Origin of the sequence: Corynebacterium lipophiloflavum DSM 44291 (genome assembly GCF_000159635.1) — a bacterium.
GTDB lineage: Bacteria > Actinomycetota > Actinomycetes > Mycobacteriales > Mycobacteriaceae > Corynebacterium > Corynebacterium lipophiloflavum.
Genome location: NZ_GG667193.1, coordinates 194,390 through 208,004 on the forward strand (window position 1 = coordinate 194,390; position 13,615 = coordinate 208,004).

General features: G+C 65.1%; 16 protein-coding genes. 8 read left to right on the forward strand and 8 right to left on the reverse strand.

Translation table 11 applies throughout. The features are described from left to right. Positions 1-112 precede the first annotated feature (112 nt). Genes HMPREF0298_RS07520 through HMPREF0298_RS07530 form a run of 3 tightly spaced genes read right to left on the reverse strand, consistent with a single transcriptional unit; the run spans position 113 to position 2,403 of the window. On the reverse strand, positions 113-592 hold the full coding sequence (locus HMPREF0298_RS07520) for a hypothetical protein (RefSeq protein ID WP_006840550.1): 480 nt from the start codon (positions 590-592) through the stop codon (positions 113-115). Positions 593-598: 6 nt separating this feature from the next. Further along, positions 599-1,342, reverse strand: coding sequence for a DUF3800 domain-containing protein (locus HMPREF0298_RS07525; RefSeq protein ID WP_006840551.1), 744 nt, complete (start codon positions 1,340-1,342; stop codon positions 599-601). Positions 1,343-1,350: 8 nt separating this feature from the next. Continuing rightward, positions 1,351-2,403: an alpha/beta hydrolase family protein gene (locus HMPREF0298_RS07530; protein WP_006840552.1), complete on the reverse strand. Its 1,053-nt coding sequence runs from the start codon at positions 2,401-2,403 to the stop codon at positions 1,351-1,353. Positions 2,404-2,879: 476 nt separating this feature from the next. Between HMPREF0298_RS07530 and HMPREF0298_RS07535 the strand changes: the two genes are divergently transcribed. The 4 genes from HMPREF0298_RS07535 (at position 2,880) to HMPREF0298_RS07545 (ending at position 5,032) form a co-directional block, all read left to right on the forward strand. Next, on the forward strand, positions 2,880-3,101 hold the full coding sequence (locus tag HMPREF0298_RS07535) for a hypothetical protein (protein ID WP_006840553.1): 222 nt from the start codon (positions 2,880-2,882) through the stop codon (positions 3,099-3,101). 34 nt (positions 3,102-3,135) lie between these two features. Continuing rightward, the gene (locus HMPREF0298_RS12225) at positions 3,136-3,306 is read left to right on the forward strand and encodes a hypothetical protein (RefSeq protein WP_006840554.1); all 171 of its coding nucleotides are present in this window, start codon (positions 3,136-3,138) and stop codon (positions 3,304-3,306) included. A gap of 117 nt (positions 3,307-3,423) precedes the next feature. Further along, positions 3,424-4,326 (forward strand): polyphosphate kinase 2, encoded by a 903-nt coding sequence (gene ppk2 / locus HMPREF0298_RS07540; protein ID WP_040422825.1) that lies wholly within the window; start codon positions 3,424-3,426, stop codon positions 4,324-4,326. Then, entirely contained in the window at positions 4,319-5,032 is a 714-nt protein-coding gene (locus HMPREF0298_RS07545) for an enoyl-CoA hydratase-related protein (protein WP_006840556.1), read from the forward strand. Before ppk2 ends, HMPREF0298_RS07545 begins: the two co-directional genes overlap by 8 nt. An 84-nt stretch (positions 5,033-5,116) precedes the next feature. Here HMPREF0298_RS07545 and HMPREF0298_RS07550 read toward each other — a convergent pair whose 3' ends face one another. Next, the gene (locus HMPREF0298_RS07550; protein WP_006840557.1) at positions 5,117-5,548 is read right to left on the reverse strand and encodes a MarR family winged helix-turn-helix transcriptional regulator; all 432 of its coding nucleotides are present in this window, start codon (positions 5,546-5,548) and stop codon (positions 5,117-5,119) included. 137 nt (positions 5,549-5,685) lie between these two features. Here HMPREF0298_RS07550 and HMPREF0298_RS07555 point away from each other — a divergent pair, with 137 nt between their 5' ends. Continuing rightward, positions 5,686-6,105 carry an organic hydroperoxide resistance protein gene (locus HMPREF0298_RS07555; RefSeq protein ID WP_280985046.1) on the forward strand — a complete coding sequence of 140 codons (420 nt, stop codon included), beginning with the start codon at positions 5,686-5,688 and terminating at the stop codon, positions 6,103-6,105. 7 nt (positions 6,106-6,112) lie between these two features. On the opposite strand, the gene HMPREF0298_RS07560 is transcribed toward HMPREF0298_RS07555, so the two are convergent. From HMPREF0298_RS07560 to HMPREF0298_RS07570, 3 genes are read right to left on the reverse strand one after another with little or no spacing between them, the layout of a single operon-like run. Further along, complete coding sequence (locus tag HMPREF0298_RS07560) at positions 6,113-9,889, reverse strand: Pls/PosA family non-ribosomal peptide synthetase (RefSeq protein ID WP_006840559.1); 3,777 nt, start codon at positions 9,887-9,889, stop codon at positions 6,113-6,115. Between the two features lie 11 nt (positions 9,890-9,900). Further along, on the reverse strand, positions 9,901-10,356 hold the full coding sequence (locus tag HMPREF0298_RS07565; protein WP_006840560.1) for a MarR family winged helix-turn-helix transcriptional regulator: 456 nt from the start codon (positions 10,354-10,356) through the stop codon (positions 9,901-9,903). A gap of 56 nt (positions 10,357-10,412) precedes the next feature. Further along, positions 10,413-10,712: a rhodanese-like domain-containing protein gene (locus tag HMPREF0298_RS07570; protein WP_006840561.1), complete on the reverse strand. Its 300-nt coding sequence runs from the start codon at positions 10,710-10,712 to the stop codon at positions 10,413-10,415. 35 nt (positions 10,713-10,747) lie between these two features. Here HMPREF0298_RS07570 and HMPREF0298_RS07575 point away from each other — a divergent pair, with 35 nt between their 5' ends. Further along, positions 10,748-11,464, forward strand: coding sequence for a sortase family protein (locus HMPREF0298_RS07575; protein ID WP_006840562.1), 717 nt, complete (start codon positions 10,748-10,750; stop codon positions 11,462-11,464). Between the two features lie 102 nt (positions 11,465-11,566). Next, a complete protein-coding gene (locus tag HMPREF0298_RS11620; protein WP_006840563.1) occupies positions 11,567-12,391 on the forward strand; it encodes a hypothetical protein in 825 nt (274 codons plus the stop codon). 21 nt (positions 12,392-12,412) lie between these two features. Here the strand turns inward: HMPREF0298_RS11620 and HMPREF0298_RS07585 are convergent, their stop codons facing one another. Beyond that, on the reverse strand, positions 12,413-12,946 hold the full coding sequence (locus HMPREF0298_RS07585) for an inorganic diphosphatase (protein WP_006840564.1): 534 nt from the start codon (positions 12,944-12,946) through the stop codon (positions 12,413-12,415). Between the two features lie 69 nt (positions 12,947-13,015). Here HMPREF0298_RS07585 and HMPREF0298_RS07590 point away from each other — a divergent pair. Beyond that, positions 13,016-13,615: D-alanyl-D-alanine carboxypeptidase (locus HMPREF0298_RS07590; protein ID WP_006840565.1), on the forward strand; the 600-nt coding region annotated here is incomplete at its 3' end.

Here is a 13,615-nt window from a genome sequence, read left to right on the forward strand (position 1 = left end):
CCCGCAATTGGCTTGTGTTTATCCTCGCTAAGGAGTACCGTAGGCGAAGAATTCTACACCTAACGGTGTGAGAATCTATCGAGGCTTCGGACACTGAGCCAGCGTATGCAAATCAGTGTCCTTTCACTTTCTCCAGCAAGACCTTCGTGCAGAGGTCCTCGTCCCACTTCGGGCTGCAACGGATTTTGCCGATACTATTATCGGCTACATAACAGGTGACGAACTTTCCTTTAAGAGTCAATCGGCGAGTCAACCTGATCCGCACTACGACCACAAAATCGGACTCGTCTGAGATGGTCACGCAACGGGTGTGATCATTTTTCCTTTTATTTTTATTCCAGCCTGCACGTCTGTCGAGCGAGCTATCGAGGAGCATGTCCCCGATGTCTCCCATTCGCTCGGCGCGCGTCAAGGAGAAGAGGTCTTTGGCGCCGTCTCTGCGGGAGCTTTCGAAAAAGGCATGATCGAACCCGTCGGCCTCGAAAAACACCGGGATAGTTCCGGAGGAAGTCTGGAACGGGAGAGGGGCTCTTGAAAAGTTTTCGACATAGTATTGCCGATAGTCAGCTTCGCTAGGGAGGATGAGTGGCATGAGGCTTCATCCTTGGAGTCGAATTTTAAAGACGTTAAACTTTTTCTCGCTCGAACTCGAGGGTCCAATTGACCGTCCAAGGGCCGCTTCCACTTTCTCCACAATCCGGTCTTTGGTGGATAAGGTGGCTGGCGGGTTGAATGCCCGCTGAGTCACCCCAGTGAGATAGTCACAGAGTTGAACACCCGCCGACTCTCGCGAATCAAGTGCAAATAGCCCCTCGATAGTCGAGGCGCGGTTGGCATTTTGAAGTATGGTTCTCAGGAGCGGGAGGCGTTGAGGATCCTGGTTAATCTTGAAATCGCAAAAGATTCGGTAGGTTGCGCCAGGTTCGAGCCAGTGGTGGAGCAGTTGGTAGTAGAACTTGTAAAATGCCTCCTCGTCCGAATCGTGAAAACGCCGAATATCCAGCTGCTTTGCATCGATAACGATTGCTCTGAATTTCAGCTCGTTGCGGGTGAAGAAGTAGTGGATCAAGCTTTCGTAAAATCCCAGTCTTGACGGGGATGTTTTGGACCATTTAACCTCGCCCCGCACGTTGAAGTGCTGACGCAGAGCGGAGAAATCCGATTTGAATGTGTCTCTGAACGATTCATCGATCCAAAGGGAACCGATAACGGCTTTCCCGCTTCTCGGATAAGCACTCGAAATGAGATCGTGTCTGCTTTCGTCGCAGTAAACTTCCACCCGCTGGGGGCTTGAGGGTTGGTTTCCTCCAGTCGATATCTCAGGGATGAAAGTGTTCGTCATGGCTCCACCTACGACGACGATACGTGCTGGGCGATCCACTCCACCTGCAAGTCGTAGCTGTTGTTGACCGAGCCGTTGTGGTCGGAGTCCGGCACTTCCCGGTACTCAACGTCGACGCCCTTGCCCTTCCAGGAGGCGATGGTGGCCTTGACGGCTTCGCGGTTGATGGTGGTGTCGCTGTCGCCGGCGAGTACGAGGATCGGCCCCTTGGGCTCCATCAGTTCAAGGCGCTGCTCATCGAGCAGGTTTTGCATCTTCTTCGTGTCCGCCTTGGAGATGAACAGCTCGCCACCGGAGACGTCGGTGACGAAGTCAGTGAGCTCGGGGAGTGTGACCTGCTCTGCCTTTTCGACGAGCTCTGCCCCGCGCTCGCTGAGGAAGTCCGAGGCGTGGACACCTTCGAAAGCGTTGAGTGCGCCAGCGATGACGATGGGGAAAAAGCGCACGCCTTTGCCTTTGAGCATTTTGGCCACGTCGACGGGGCGGATACCCATCAGCCGCAGGTTCTTGTTCACCAGCTCGGTGTCGCCTGGGGCGATAGCGATGGTGGCCAACAAGTTGTCCGCGGGGGCGTCGGCGGCGGCAAGCGCGGCGTAGCCGCCTTGGCTGAAGCCCACGTTGACCCAGTTCGCGCCGGGGGAGAACTTCGCCGCGGTTTCCTCCACGAGGCGGTTGATTGCCGACGCCAGTGAGCCGCGGTGCATGTAGGTGCCGCCCACCTCCTCGACGCCAAGGCCTTCGTAGTCCGGCTGGGTGACGATGTACCCGGCATCGAGCCAGCCTTGCAAAAAGCGTGTCCAGTGCGGGATGTAGCGCTCAATCGGGTCGCCCTCCGCATACAGCGACGGAGCACTCGAGGTGGACAGCCCGGTGGTTCCGTGCGCCCAGCTGACGATCGCGCCGTCCGACCGCGGGTTGGCCGGAACCGTGACCAACCCGGTCATGGGCACCTCGGCTCGGGCACCTTGGGCTTGGTAGCGCACCCGGTACGTCGTACCGCCGCTCGGGGCTGCGGGCACGTCACCTTCCGGGGCTTTAACCCATTGGGTTTCAGTGGTCATGCGTTAACTCCTCTTTACCGATTTAGCGAAAGCTTTTTGTAGTAAGTTGCGTACGCAAAAACACTTTAGATGGCTTCCGGCGGCAAAGGGGAGGTAGGCCTCCGGCGGCAATAGAGGGTTGACTTGAGGAGATACCCCTAAATGGGGGTGGATCTGGAGAACGGCGTGCGAAATATGCTGGTTAAAGAACTATCGGGATACCGCCCAAGAATGTCTCGAGATCAACATGCTGTTCACCTGTCGTTAATTTCTACCAAAGTGTATTTCCTGTTCGCCGTTATCCGGTTGGGAAAGTATTAACCTTTGGTGATTCATTTCGATTACAGAACCATCTCGATTGCATGGAAAATCACTTGGAGCCAGGGGTTGACGGACTTGGAATCTGTGGCAATATGTCTCCTGTGACGCCCTGAAGTGGGGTGTCAAACACCGTCAAGCGCCAGGCAACTGGCACCATATCCGTAAGGGGATTTCACATGGATCTCAACACCATCATCACTCACCTCGAAAACTTCGTCGACACCTGGGAAGGCTGGGGCAAGGTCTTCGGCGGCCTGGACGACATCATTGGCGTGTACGAATTCAGCGATATCCTCGGGCTGTCCTCGAACTTCGATGACGCAAGCTCTGAGATCATCACGACCTCTTCTGACAGCGTTGAGCTCAGCAGCGGCCTGATCCAGATCAACAACGACTAATCCTCCCCCCACGTCACCTCTTAAGGAGAACATCATGCAGACCCTCGGAACCCTCTCTTCCCTCGTTGACGGCTCCTCCGCCCTCAACCTCGGCTCCTCCCTCGCTGACATCGCGGTTGATCCGTTCCTGGCCCTGACCGCTTACATGGAGCCGTTCGTCGACATCGCTGACGGCCTTGCTACCCTCCTCGGCCTGATCGCTTAAGCGACTCGCCCCAAAAAGCCCACAGTGCTTCTCCACCCTCCGGGGTGGAGTTTTTTATGCCTACCTGGGGGCAATCTCGCCCAGCGCACGTGGTGTCGCGGCGCTAAGATGTGCTTCATGGCACAAGACCACAAAGACGACGACCTGCCGATGATCAACCTCGCCGAGATCGAGGGCTACTGGGTCGACGACTCCGACGACGACGATCCGGTCCTGCTGCAGTCCGACGGCACCCCGATTGAAACGTGGCGCGAGAACTACCCATACGACGAGCGCATGACGCGCGACGAGTACGAAAAAACCAAGCGCGCCCTGCAGATCGAGCTTCTTAAGTGGCAGAACTGGACAAAGGACACCGGCCAGCGTCACATTATTCTTTTCGAGGGCCGCGACGCGGCCGGCAAGGGCGGCACCATCAAGCGGTTCAACGAGCACCTCAACCCGCGCGGAGCGCGCACGGTCGCGTTGGAAAAGCCGTCGCCACGTGAAAGCACCTCCTGGTACTTCCAGCGCTACATCGAGCACTTCCCGTCGGCGGGCGAGATCGTGTTCTTCGACCGCTCCTGGTACAACCGCTCCGGCGTGGAGCGCGTCATGGGTTTTTGCACTGAATCGCAGCACGCCGAGTTCCTGCGTGAGGTGCCCATGCTGGAGAACATGATCTTGGGCTCGGGCATTTCGCTGACCAAGTTCTGGTTCTCCGTGACGCAAAAGGAGCAGCGCACCCGCTTCGCCATCCGCCAGGTCGACCCGGTGCGCCAGTGGAAGCTGTCCCCGATGGACCTGGCCTCGCTGGACAAGTGGGACGACTACACCCGCGCGAAAGAGGAGCAGTTCCGCTACACCGACACCGACGAGTCGCCGTGGATCACGATTAAATCCAACGACAAGAAGCGCGCCCGCATCAACGCTATGCGCTACATCCTGAGCAAGTTCGAGTACACCAACAAAGACCACGAGGTCGTCGGTGAGCCGGACCCGCAGATTGTCAAGCGCGGACGCGACCAGATCGGTGATTAAGACCGAGTCGCGCGGCGACGTCGCGGTGCTCACGCTCGACCGCGACGAGAAGCGCAACGCGCTGTCTGTCGGCCTCGCGCAAGCGCTTGTAGGCGCCCTCGCCGACGCCTCCGGCTCCCGCTCCGTGCTGCTGACCGGGGCGGGGTCGTGCTTCTGCGCCGGGGCGGACCTCGGCGAGGACAAGATCGATGGCGATTTCTTTGAGATCTTCGACACCCTCGTGCGCACGATCCGGGCCCTGGAAGTGCCCGTGATCGCCTACGTCAACGGCCCCGCCATCGGGGCGGGGATGATGTTGTCGATGGCCTGCGACATCCGCGTCGCCGCGCCGAGTGCGCGGTTTTCCATCCCGGTGGGGGACATGGCGATCGGCGTGGACGAGTGGGTCGCGGGCTCGCTGGCGTCGCTGGTTGGCGCCTCGCGTGCGCGCGCGATGCTGCTCGCCGGGCTGCCCCTGACCTACGACGACGCCGTGGCCTGCGGTTACGTGCTCGCCGGGTCGCTGGATGGAGCGGTGGAGCTGGCGGAGCTGGCCGCGGGCAAGGCCCCGCTGACCGTGCGCAACATCAAGCGCGAGTTCGCGCCGGATCTCTTCTCCCCGGCGGAGAGGGAGGCGGCGATGCGCGCCCCCTTCGAGTCGGAGGACATCGTCGAGGCGTCGAGGGCGCGCGCGGAGAAGCGGTCGCCCCGGTTCACGGGGGCGTAGAACCCGCGCGGGGGTAGTAACCGGCACCGGTATCCCCGTGTTGCGTCTCGCAACCGCCGACGCGGACTCCGCGTTCCCGCTGTACTAGCCGAGGCGCAGCGCGATGTCGTCGAGGAAGGCCTTGAGCTCGCGCAGGTCGCGGGGGGCGCCAGGGTAGCTCTCGGCCATGCGGCCGGGGATGTCGGCCGCCCGTTCCCGCAGGTCGGCCCCGGCCGGGGTCAGCGCGATGACCCTGCGCCGTTCGTCGTCGCGGCCCCGCTCGCGGGTGACCAGGCCTGCGGCGTCGAGCCGGCGCAGCAGGGGGGTGAGCGTTCCGCTGTCGAGGCCGAGGCGGGCTCCGATGTCGTTGACGCCCACCGGCTCGCCCGCCTGCCAGAGGACGAGCATGACCAGGTACTGGGGGTAGGTCAGGCCCAGCTCTTCTAACAGCGGCCGGTAGGCGCGGGTGACGGACCGGCTGGCGCGGTAGAGCGAGAAGCACAGCTGGTTGTCCAAGTCGAGCGGGTGAGAGGTCACGCCGACAGTATAACCCACCGCCCAATTAGGTTGTGCACAACCTAGTTGCGCGCTAAGGTGGGCTGAGGCTAAGCGCCCAGCGCAACCAGAACGCAGCCACAACGAGGCCTAATGCCAAGGAGATTCCCATGATCGAGATCGAACCCCTCTACACCACCGAGGCGCTCGCCACCGGCGCCGGCCGCAACGGCCGAGTTCAGGCCGGTGACGGACGCATCGACATGAACCTCGCCATCCCGAAGGAGATGGGCGGAAGCGGCGACGGCGCCAACCCGGAGCAGCTGTTCGCGGCGGGCTACGCGGCGTGCTTCCACTCTGCGCTGCAGAGCGTGGCCCGCCAGGCCAAGAAGGACCTGGGTGAGTCCTCCGTGGGCGCGCGCGTGTCCATCGGCAAGGCGGGGCAGGGGTTCGGCCTCGCTGTCGCCCTCGAGGTCGTCATCCCGGGGCTACCCCACGACGAGGCGCAACAGCTCGCAGACCAGGCGCACCAAGTGTGCCCCTACTCCAACGCCACCCGCGGCAACATCCGCGTCGACGTCACCGTCGTGGAGGACTAGCGCCTCGCTAGCGCGGCTCGATCGGGTTGCCCTGCCACACGGTCGAGCCCGGCACCTGGTCGCCGCGCATCATCAGCGATCCCGGCCACACCGTCGCGCCGTCGCCGATCACGGCGGCCGGCAGGGCGACGGAGTGCGCCGCGAGAGTGGCGCCGCGCCCGATGGTAACCGTGTCCAGCGACATCACGCGGTCCTGGAACAGGTGCGTCTGCACCACGGTTCCGGGTCCGACGCTCGCGCCCGCGCCGACGGAGCACAGGTCCGTCTCCGGGAACCAGTAAGAGTCGATCCACGCGCCGCGGCCGACGCGCACACCCAGGGCGCGCAGAGCGAGGTTCATCTCGCCCGTGCCGTAGGCGTGGGTGAAGAACCAGGGCGCGGCGACCATCTCCACGAACTGGTCTTGCAGTTCGTTGAGCCACACGAACCAGCTGTACAGCGGGTGCTCGCCGGGCGCGTGGCGGCCCACGCAGACCCACTTGGCCAGCACCGTCATGGCCACCGCCAGCGCCCCGACGCCCATGAACGCCACGCCGCCCAGCGCGTACGCCCACCAGCCGAGCGTGACCAGCGCGTAATGCACGAGGCCGATGAACGCGGCGGCCAGCACGGCATGTCCCATGGGTGCGAGCAGCCGCAGCGTCTCCACCGCCCCGCGCTTGCGCTTGATGCTTGCCGACGGCCGGTAGGTCAGCGCTTCCCCACCCAGAGCCGTGACTTCAACCCGGCGCATCCGCTCGGGCGGGGAGCCCCACCAGTTCGAGCCGGATTTGGACTTCTTCGGCGTCGACGACAACACCGCCACGAGGGAGTTCTTGGCCAGCTTGCGGCCCGGTTGGGTGATGCCGGAGTTGCCCACGAAGGCACGTTTGCCAATCGTGGTCTCGCCGGTGCGCATCCAGCCGTGGCCGAGCTCGTAGGTGCCCACGAGGGTGTCGTCGGCTAGGAATGCGCCGTCCTTGATGGTGGTCAGCTTCGGAATAATCACCGCGGTGGAGACTTCCACGTCGTTGCCGACGGTGGCGCCGAGGGCGCGCAGCCACGCCGGAGTGAGGCCACCTGCGTAGATGGGGAAGAAGCGGGTGCGGGCGTCGTCCAGCAGGCGCGTGATGGTCCACAGTCTCCAGCCCTGCGCGGAGCGCACAGGGGTCACGCCGGGGCGCAGACCCAGCGAGCACAGCCGCACGCCGGCCCAGGTGAAAGCCGCGTAGAGCGCGAGGTAGACAAGCGCGCCGACGGGGGCGAACAGCAGCGCGCCGACGTACGGGCTGCCGGCGGTGAGCCGGATCAGTCCCACCACGGCCGCCACACCGGCCAGCGCGGAGGCGACCGGAACGGCAGCTAAGAGCAGCGCGGTTGCCCCGTACAGCCACGCCCAGTAGCGACGCCTAGGCGGGTGGTAGTCGGGGAAGCGCTGTTTCGAGCGGCCCACCTTGCGGGCGGGGGACCCGGCCCACCGTGCACCCTTCTTCACCGGCTTATCGCCGGTGACGGTGGAGCCGGGTTCGATGTGCGCGCCGGCGTGGATGTCCGCACCGGGCAGTAGGGTGGAGCGGGCCCCGACGCGCGCGTCTTTGCCGATGGTGACGGTCCCAACGCACAGGATGTCACCGTCGAGCCAGTATCCGCTCAGATCCACCTCGGGCTCGATGGCGGCATTGTCGCCCAGGGTGAGAAGGCCGGTCACGGGCGGCACCGTGTGCAGGTCCACGCCGCGCCCGACCTGCGCCCCGACCAGCCGCGCGAAGTACGCCACCCACGTCGAGCCCGAAATATTCAGCGCACCGGTTGCCGCGACCCAGCGCTCGGCCGCCCACAGGCGCACGTGAACCCGCCCACCGCGCGGGTAGTTGCCGGGTTGTAGCCGCCCGCGGATCGCGCGCGCACCGAGCGCTGCGAGGGGAAGGCGCCCCAGCGGGGTGCACACCACCACGAACAGCACCGCGAGCGCGACCCAGTTCAGCGATACCCAGCCCAGCGCGGTGGCGATGATCGCCCACCACGTGACAAAGGTCGCCGCGTGCAGTGTCATCAACGGGACCTGGATCAGAGTCTGCGCCACCCGCGTGCCGCGCCCGACCGGGGCGACATCGCGCGTGACCACTTCTGCGGCAACGCCGTGGGCGTCGATGACACCGGCGAGGGCTTCGAGGCGGGGGTGGTCGTAGAGGTCGCGCACGGCGATCGTCGGCACGCGCTCGCGCAGGCGCGCCACCAGCGAAGCTGCCGTGAGCGAGGAGCCGCCGAGCTCGAAAAAGTCCGCGTCGCGTGACTCGGCCGGCAGCCCCAAAACATCGAGCCACACCTCGGCGAGCCACGACTCCGTCGGCGTCATCCCGGCGACCTCCACGGAGGCGGGAAGCGGCCAGGGCAGGGCTTTTTTGTCCACCTTGCCGGAGGTGCGGATCGGCAGCTCCTCCATGACGTGCAGGCGCGGCACGAGCGCGGCGGGCATGACCTCGGCGAGGCGCTCGCGCAACTCGGCGACGTCGAGGTCCGTGCCCTGCTCTGGTGAGAGGTAGCCGACGAGCACCTTGTCGCCGGCGCCGGTGGTCTGCACAGCCACGGCGGAGTTGTACACCCCGGGCAGCGCGGCGACGTTGGCATCGACCTCGCCGAGCTCGATGCGGCGCCCGCCGATCTTGACCTGGTCGTCGGCGCGGCCGATAAAGGCCAGACCGTCGTCGGTGAGGCGGACGTTGTCGCCGGTGCGGTAGGCGCGATCCCAGTCGAGGCCGGGCACGGGGGCGTACTTCTCGGCGTCTTTTACCGGGTCGAGGTAGCGCGCCAGGCCGACCCCGCCGATGATCAGCTCCCCGTCGTCGGCGACGTGGAGGTCCCAGCCGTCGAGTGCGAAGCCGATGGTCACGTCCTTGCCGGGTTCAAGGCGTGCGGCGGAGGCAACGACGGTGGACTCGGTGGGGCCGTAGGTGTTCCACATCTCGCGGTCCGGGGTGGCCAGGCGCTCGACGAGCTCCTGCGAGCATGCCTCGCCGCCGACGATGAGCAGGCGCACGTTGTCCAGGGCCTCGGCGGGCCAGAGCCCGGCGAGCGTGGGCACGGTGGAGACGACGGTGATGTCGCGGCGGATCAGCCAGGGGCCCAAGTCTTGACCGGAGCGCACGAGCGAGCGCGGCGCCGGCACGAGGCAGGCGCCATGGCCCCACGCCAGCCACATCTCCTCGCAGGAGGCGTCGAAGGCGACGGAGAGCCCGGCGAGCACCCTATCGTCGGGTCCGAGCGGGGCGTCCTGGCAAAACAGGCGCGCCTCGGCGTCGACAAACGCTGCGGCCGAGCGGTGGGTCACCGCCACTCCCTTCGGCGTGCCGGTGGAGCCGGAGGTGAAGATGATCCAGCAGTCGTCGTCAAGGTGCGGCAGGTCGGTATCGCCCGGGCGCGCCGGGACGAGGACGCGGAAGCCCTCGTCGCTGAACAGCCCGCTGATGCCCGCCTCGCCGAAGACCAGTTCGGCGCGCTCCTCGGGGTCGTCGGCATCGACCGGCACGTAGGCGCAACCCGCCCACATGGTGGCCAAGATGGCGATGTAGAGCTGCCTGCTTCCCGACGCCATCCGCACGCCAATCCGATCCCCGCGGCGGATCCCGTTGCGGTGCAGCTCCGCGGCCAAGTCGCTGACCTGGTCAATCAGCTCGGCATAGGTCACCACGTCGCCGGAGCCGTCGTCAATGGCGGCGGCGTCCGGGTGAGTTTCGGCGGTGGCGGTGAGGACGTCGATAAGCGTGCGTGGGGCCGGGGCAAGCTGGGCGCGCAGCAGCGAACTCAAGCTGGCCTCCCTTACTTGGACACGGTCGCCGGGTCGGTCTCCTGCAAAATTGCCTTGGACAGCTTCTTCAGGCTCTTGAGCTGCTTGGTGGTGGAGACATCCAGGGCGCGGTCCTCCGCGGCTGCGACTTCGCTGGCGAGCAGGGCCTGCGCCTTGGACCCCTTTTTGGTGGGGGTGACAATCTGACGGCGGCGATCCTTCGGGTCGCGGTCGCGGGTGACCCAGCCGTGGGTTTCCAAGGAATCGATCAGCCGCACCATGTCGGAGGCGTCGATAGCGAGCAGCTCCGCGAGCTGGGTCTGCGAAAAGGACTGCTCGGTGACACAGGTGAGAATCCAGAACTCGCGCATCGTCGCGCCCTGATTGCTCAGTGCCCGCTCGACCTCGTCTTTGGTGTGTCGGCGCACACGTTCGATCTGGAACGAGGGGGACTTAATCAGGGCGCTGGGCAGTTCGATCTGAGGCATGTGTCAAGAATAGGTCCACCTGGTGGTGGAACCAAAAAGTTGGCCCGCCCAATAACTTAGCCGCGCTGGTGGGGCAGGTCGGCCTCGACCCAGGCGGTGGTGCCGCCCTCGACGTTGACCACGTTGTCCAGCCCGCGCGCCTGCTCCAAGTATTCGACGGCCTGGGCGGAGCGCCCGCCCGACTTGCAGATGACGTAGATGTCTTCGTCGGGGTTGATCTTGTCGGCTTGCGCGGCGAAGTCGCTCAGCGGCAGGTTGACAGCGCCCTCGGCGCGGACCTCGGTGAACTCGTCGGGCTCGCGGACGTCGATAAGCTGTGCGCCGGCAGGAACTTCGGTTACTTTGACTGTCTTCATGGGTGTCAGTCTACGCATCCGATAGCGTGTTAGCCGTGCCCGAGCAATACCACCCGCGCAGACCACCGGCGGTCGCGCCCGCGCCGCGCCGCGCGCTGCCCCGGGAGATTTACGTGCGCCGCCGCGTCGCCGCGCTGGTGCTGCTCGGGCTGGTGGTCATCCTCGTGTTCACGGTGGCGCGCCAATGCGCGGTCTCGGAGCCCGCGCCTGCTGAACAGCCCGCGCCTGCTGCTGTGCCGCAGGAGATCGCGCAAAGTCGGCCGGTGGCGTTAGTGGTGCCGTCGATAAGCTTGAGCGCGGAGTTCGAGCAGGCTGACTGCCGCGTCAAAGACGGCGCGATCAACCCCGCGACAATGAACCTGGCCTGCGCTTACACGGCGCCGGATCGGCCGTACGAGCTGCCCGGGCCGGACGCGGGGGATGTGGTGGTCATCGCCGGGCACACGGGCGCGGGGTTGCCGGGAGTCTTCGATCAGCTTTACGACGCCCGCGCCGGCGCCCACACCGTGTCCGAGGGTGACGCGCTGTACGTGCGCACCGAAACATCCGGCGAGAACTGGTTGAAGTACGTGGCCACAGACCTGCACGACCCCACGAAGGATGCGCTGGCGCAGGACCCGGCGGTGTGGGGGACGGGGCCGACGCCGGGGCGGCTACTGACGATTAGTTGTATCCAGCCGCTGCTGTCGGATTCGGTGCGCAACGCCGTGGTGGGGTGGCAGTTCGCGGAGGTGGTTGCGGGGGTGCCCTAAAGGGTTTTTGTGTCGCTGCCTTGTTTCCTCTGTGAAAACTGTTAAAGTTGAGGCCGAACCCTAAAGTTGCAATTGAGACTTGAGCCCTGGAGTGACACCCTTATGAAGCGCAACCGCACGACCCTTATCGCCGCCGCTCTCACCGGTGCCCTTGCCATCGCGGCCGTTCCCGCAGCCCACGCCGAGGACTACCCGAGCGTGACCTCGGACGCGCGGGGCAACGAGTACTTCCTCAACAACGAGGGCACCCACTACCTGCCCGAGCGCGAACTCGCCGACGTAGCGTTTTCCGCCCTGACCTCCGAAGACCGCGAAAAGGCCGTCGAGGTCTCCCGCGCCGCCGTCGCCGGGCTGATTGACACCGGAGAGGCCATCGCCCCGTCGAACGCGGACGCGCCGACCGAATCGGCGGCCGAAATCGCCGACGACGTCACCCATGAGGTGCAGAACGAAGAGGTATTCGGACCCGAGCACGTCGGCCCCGCCTCCGAAGACCCGATCGCAGCGGGCCTGCTGGCCCTGCCGCCGGTGCTGTCCATCGCGGACAAGACCTACTACCTCAACGCCGACGGCAAGACCTACGTCACTGACGTCGAGCGAGTGTCCGCGGCCCCGAGCGAAGAAGAAGCCACCGCGTCGCAGCAGCTGCTGGCGCAAAACGGTGCAGAGGTCGCGCGCCAAGCGATTGAGGCTACCCGTGCCGCAGGCGAGCCGGTGGATTACGCCGCCGAGGGTGCCCCAGCCGAGGCCGCCGAGATCGCTGAGGACGCACCGGCAGCGGCAACCGCCGAGCCTGTGGCCACCACCCAACGCGGCATGGCCGCCGAGACCGGCAACAACACCGTCTCCAAGGCGCTATTCGGCCTGGTGATCGCGTCGGCGTTGGGAGCCGCGGCCTTCGCCTACGGCCGCCGCTTCCTAGTCTAGGAAGCCCTAAAGCCTTAAGACCTAGTTCTCGGTCTTAGCTTCCTTCTCCTCCTCCAGGCCCTCGCGGGAGTTGTCGCCGGTCTTGTCGTAGGCGTCAAGCGCGGCCTGGAGGATCTTTTCTGCCTCAGCGCGGTCGCCCCAGCCTGAACCGGTGGCCTCCTTGCCCGGCTCAAGATCCTTGTAGTGCATGAAAAAGTGCTCGATCTCGTCCTTGGTGAAGTCGTCGATGTCGTCGATGTCCTGGAAGGACTCGTAGCGGACGTCATCAAGCACGCAAAGCAGCTTGTCGTCGCCGCCGGCCTCGTCGGTCATCTTGAACACACCGACCGGGCGAGCGATCACGGTCACGCCGGGGAAGACGGGTTCAGGGGTGACCACCAGGGCATCGAGAGGGTCGCCGTCGTCGCCCAGGGTGTGGTCGATAAAGCCGTAGTCCGCCGGGTACGCCATCGGGGTGAACAGGTAGCGGTCCAGAAAGATCTTGCCGGACTCGTGGTCCACCTCGTACTTGTTGCGGGAACCCTTCGGGATCTCGATGATGACCTCAATAGCCATGAAAACTCCTTTATGCGCATCTGCGGGATATCAACGTGGCTCATCATACGTGCATTAGAGTAAGCGCCGATGAAAGTGTGGACTTCGGTGATGGTGGCGGTGGCGCTCGCCGCTGTGGGCGGCGTCGCCGGTTTCGGTGTGGTGGCGCAGCGCGAACTCGCCGAGCTCACCGTCGCCCCGGGCTACGCGCTGCCGGCGGTGACGCCCGTGCTGGAGCCGGCGACGCCGCAGCCTGTCGATACCGCGGCGCGGGCAGCGGAGGTCGCCGCGCTCGCGGCCGATGACGCGCTGGGCACGTTCCACGCGCGCATTACCGACGCCGCCACGGGCGAAACCGTCTTCGAGTCCGCGCCGAACGACGCGCTGCGCCCCGCCTCCAGCACGAAGCTGCTCACCGGTTCGGCCGCGATCATCGAGCTCGGCGCGACCGACACGATCACCACCGAGGTCGTGCGCGGGTTGAACCCCGGGGAGGTGGTGATCCAGGCCGCGGGCGACGTGTGGATGAACCAGGAAAGCATCGACTCGCTCGCCGAGCAGATCGGCTCCGCCGACACGGTGCTCATCGACACCTCCCTGTGGACGGGCGAGACGATGCTGCCCGGGTGGAACCCGGTGGACATCGACGCCGGCTTCATCGCCCCGCTCGAGCCCGCGATGCTCAACGGC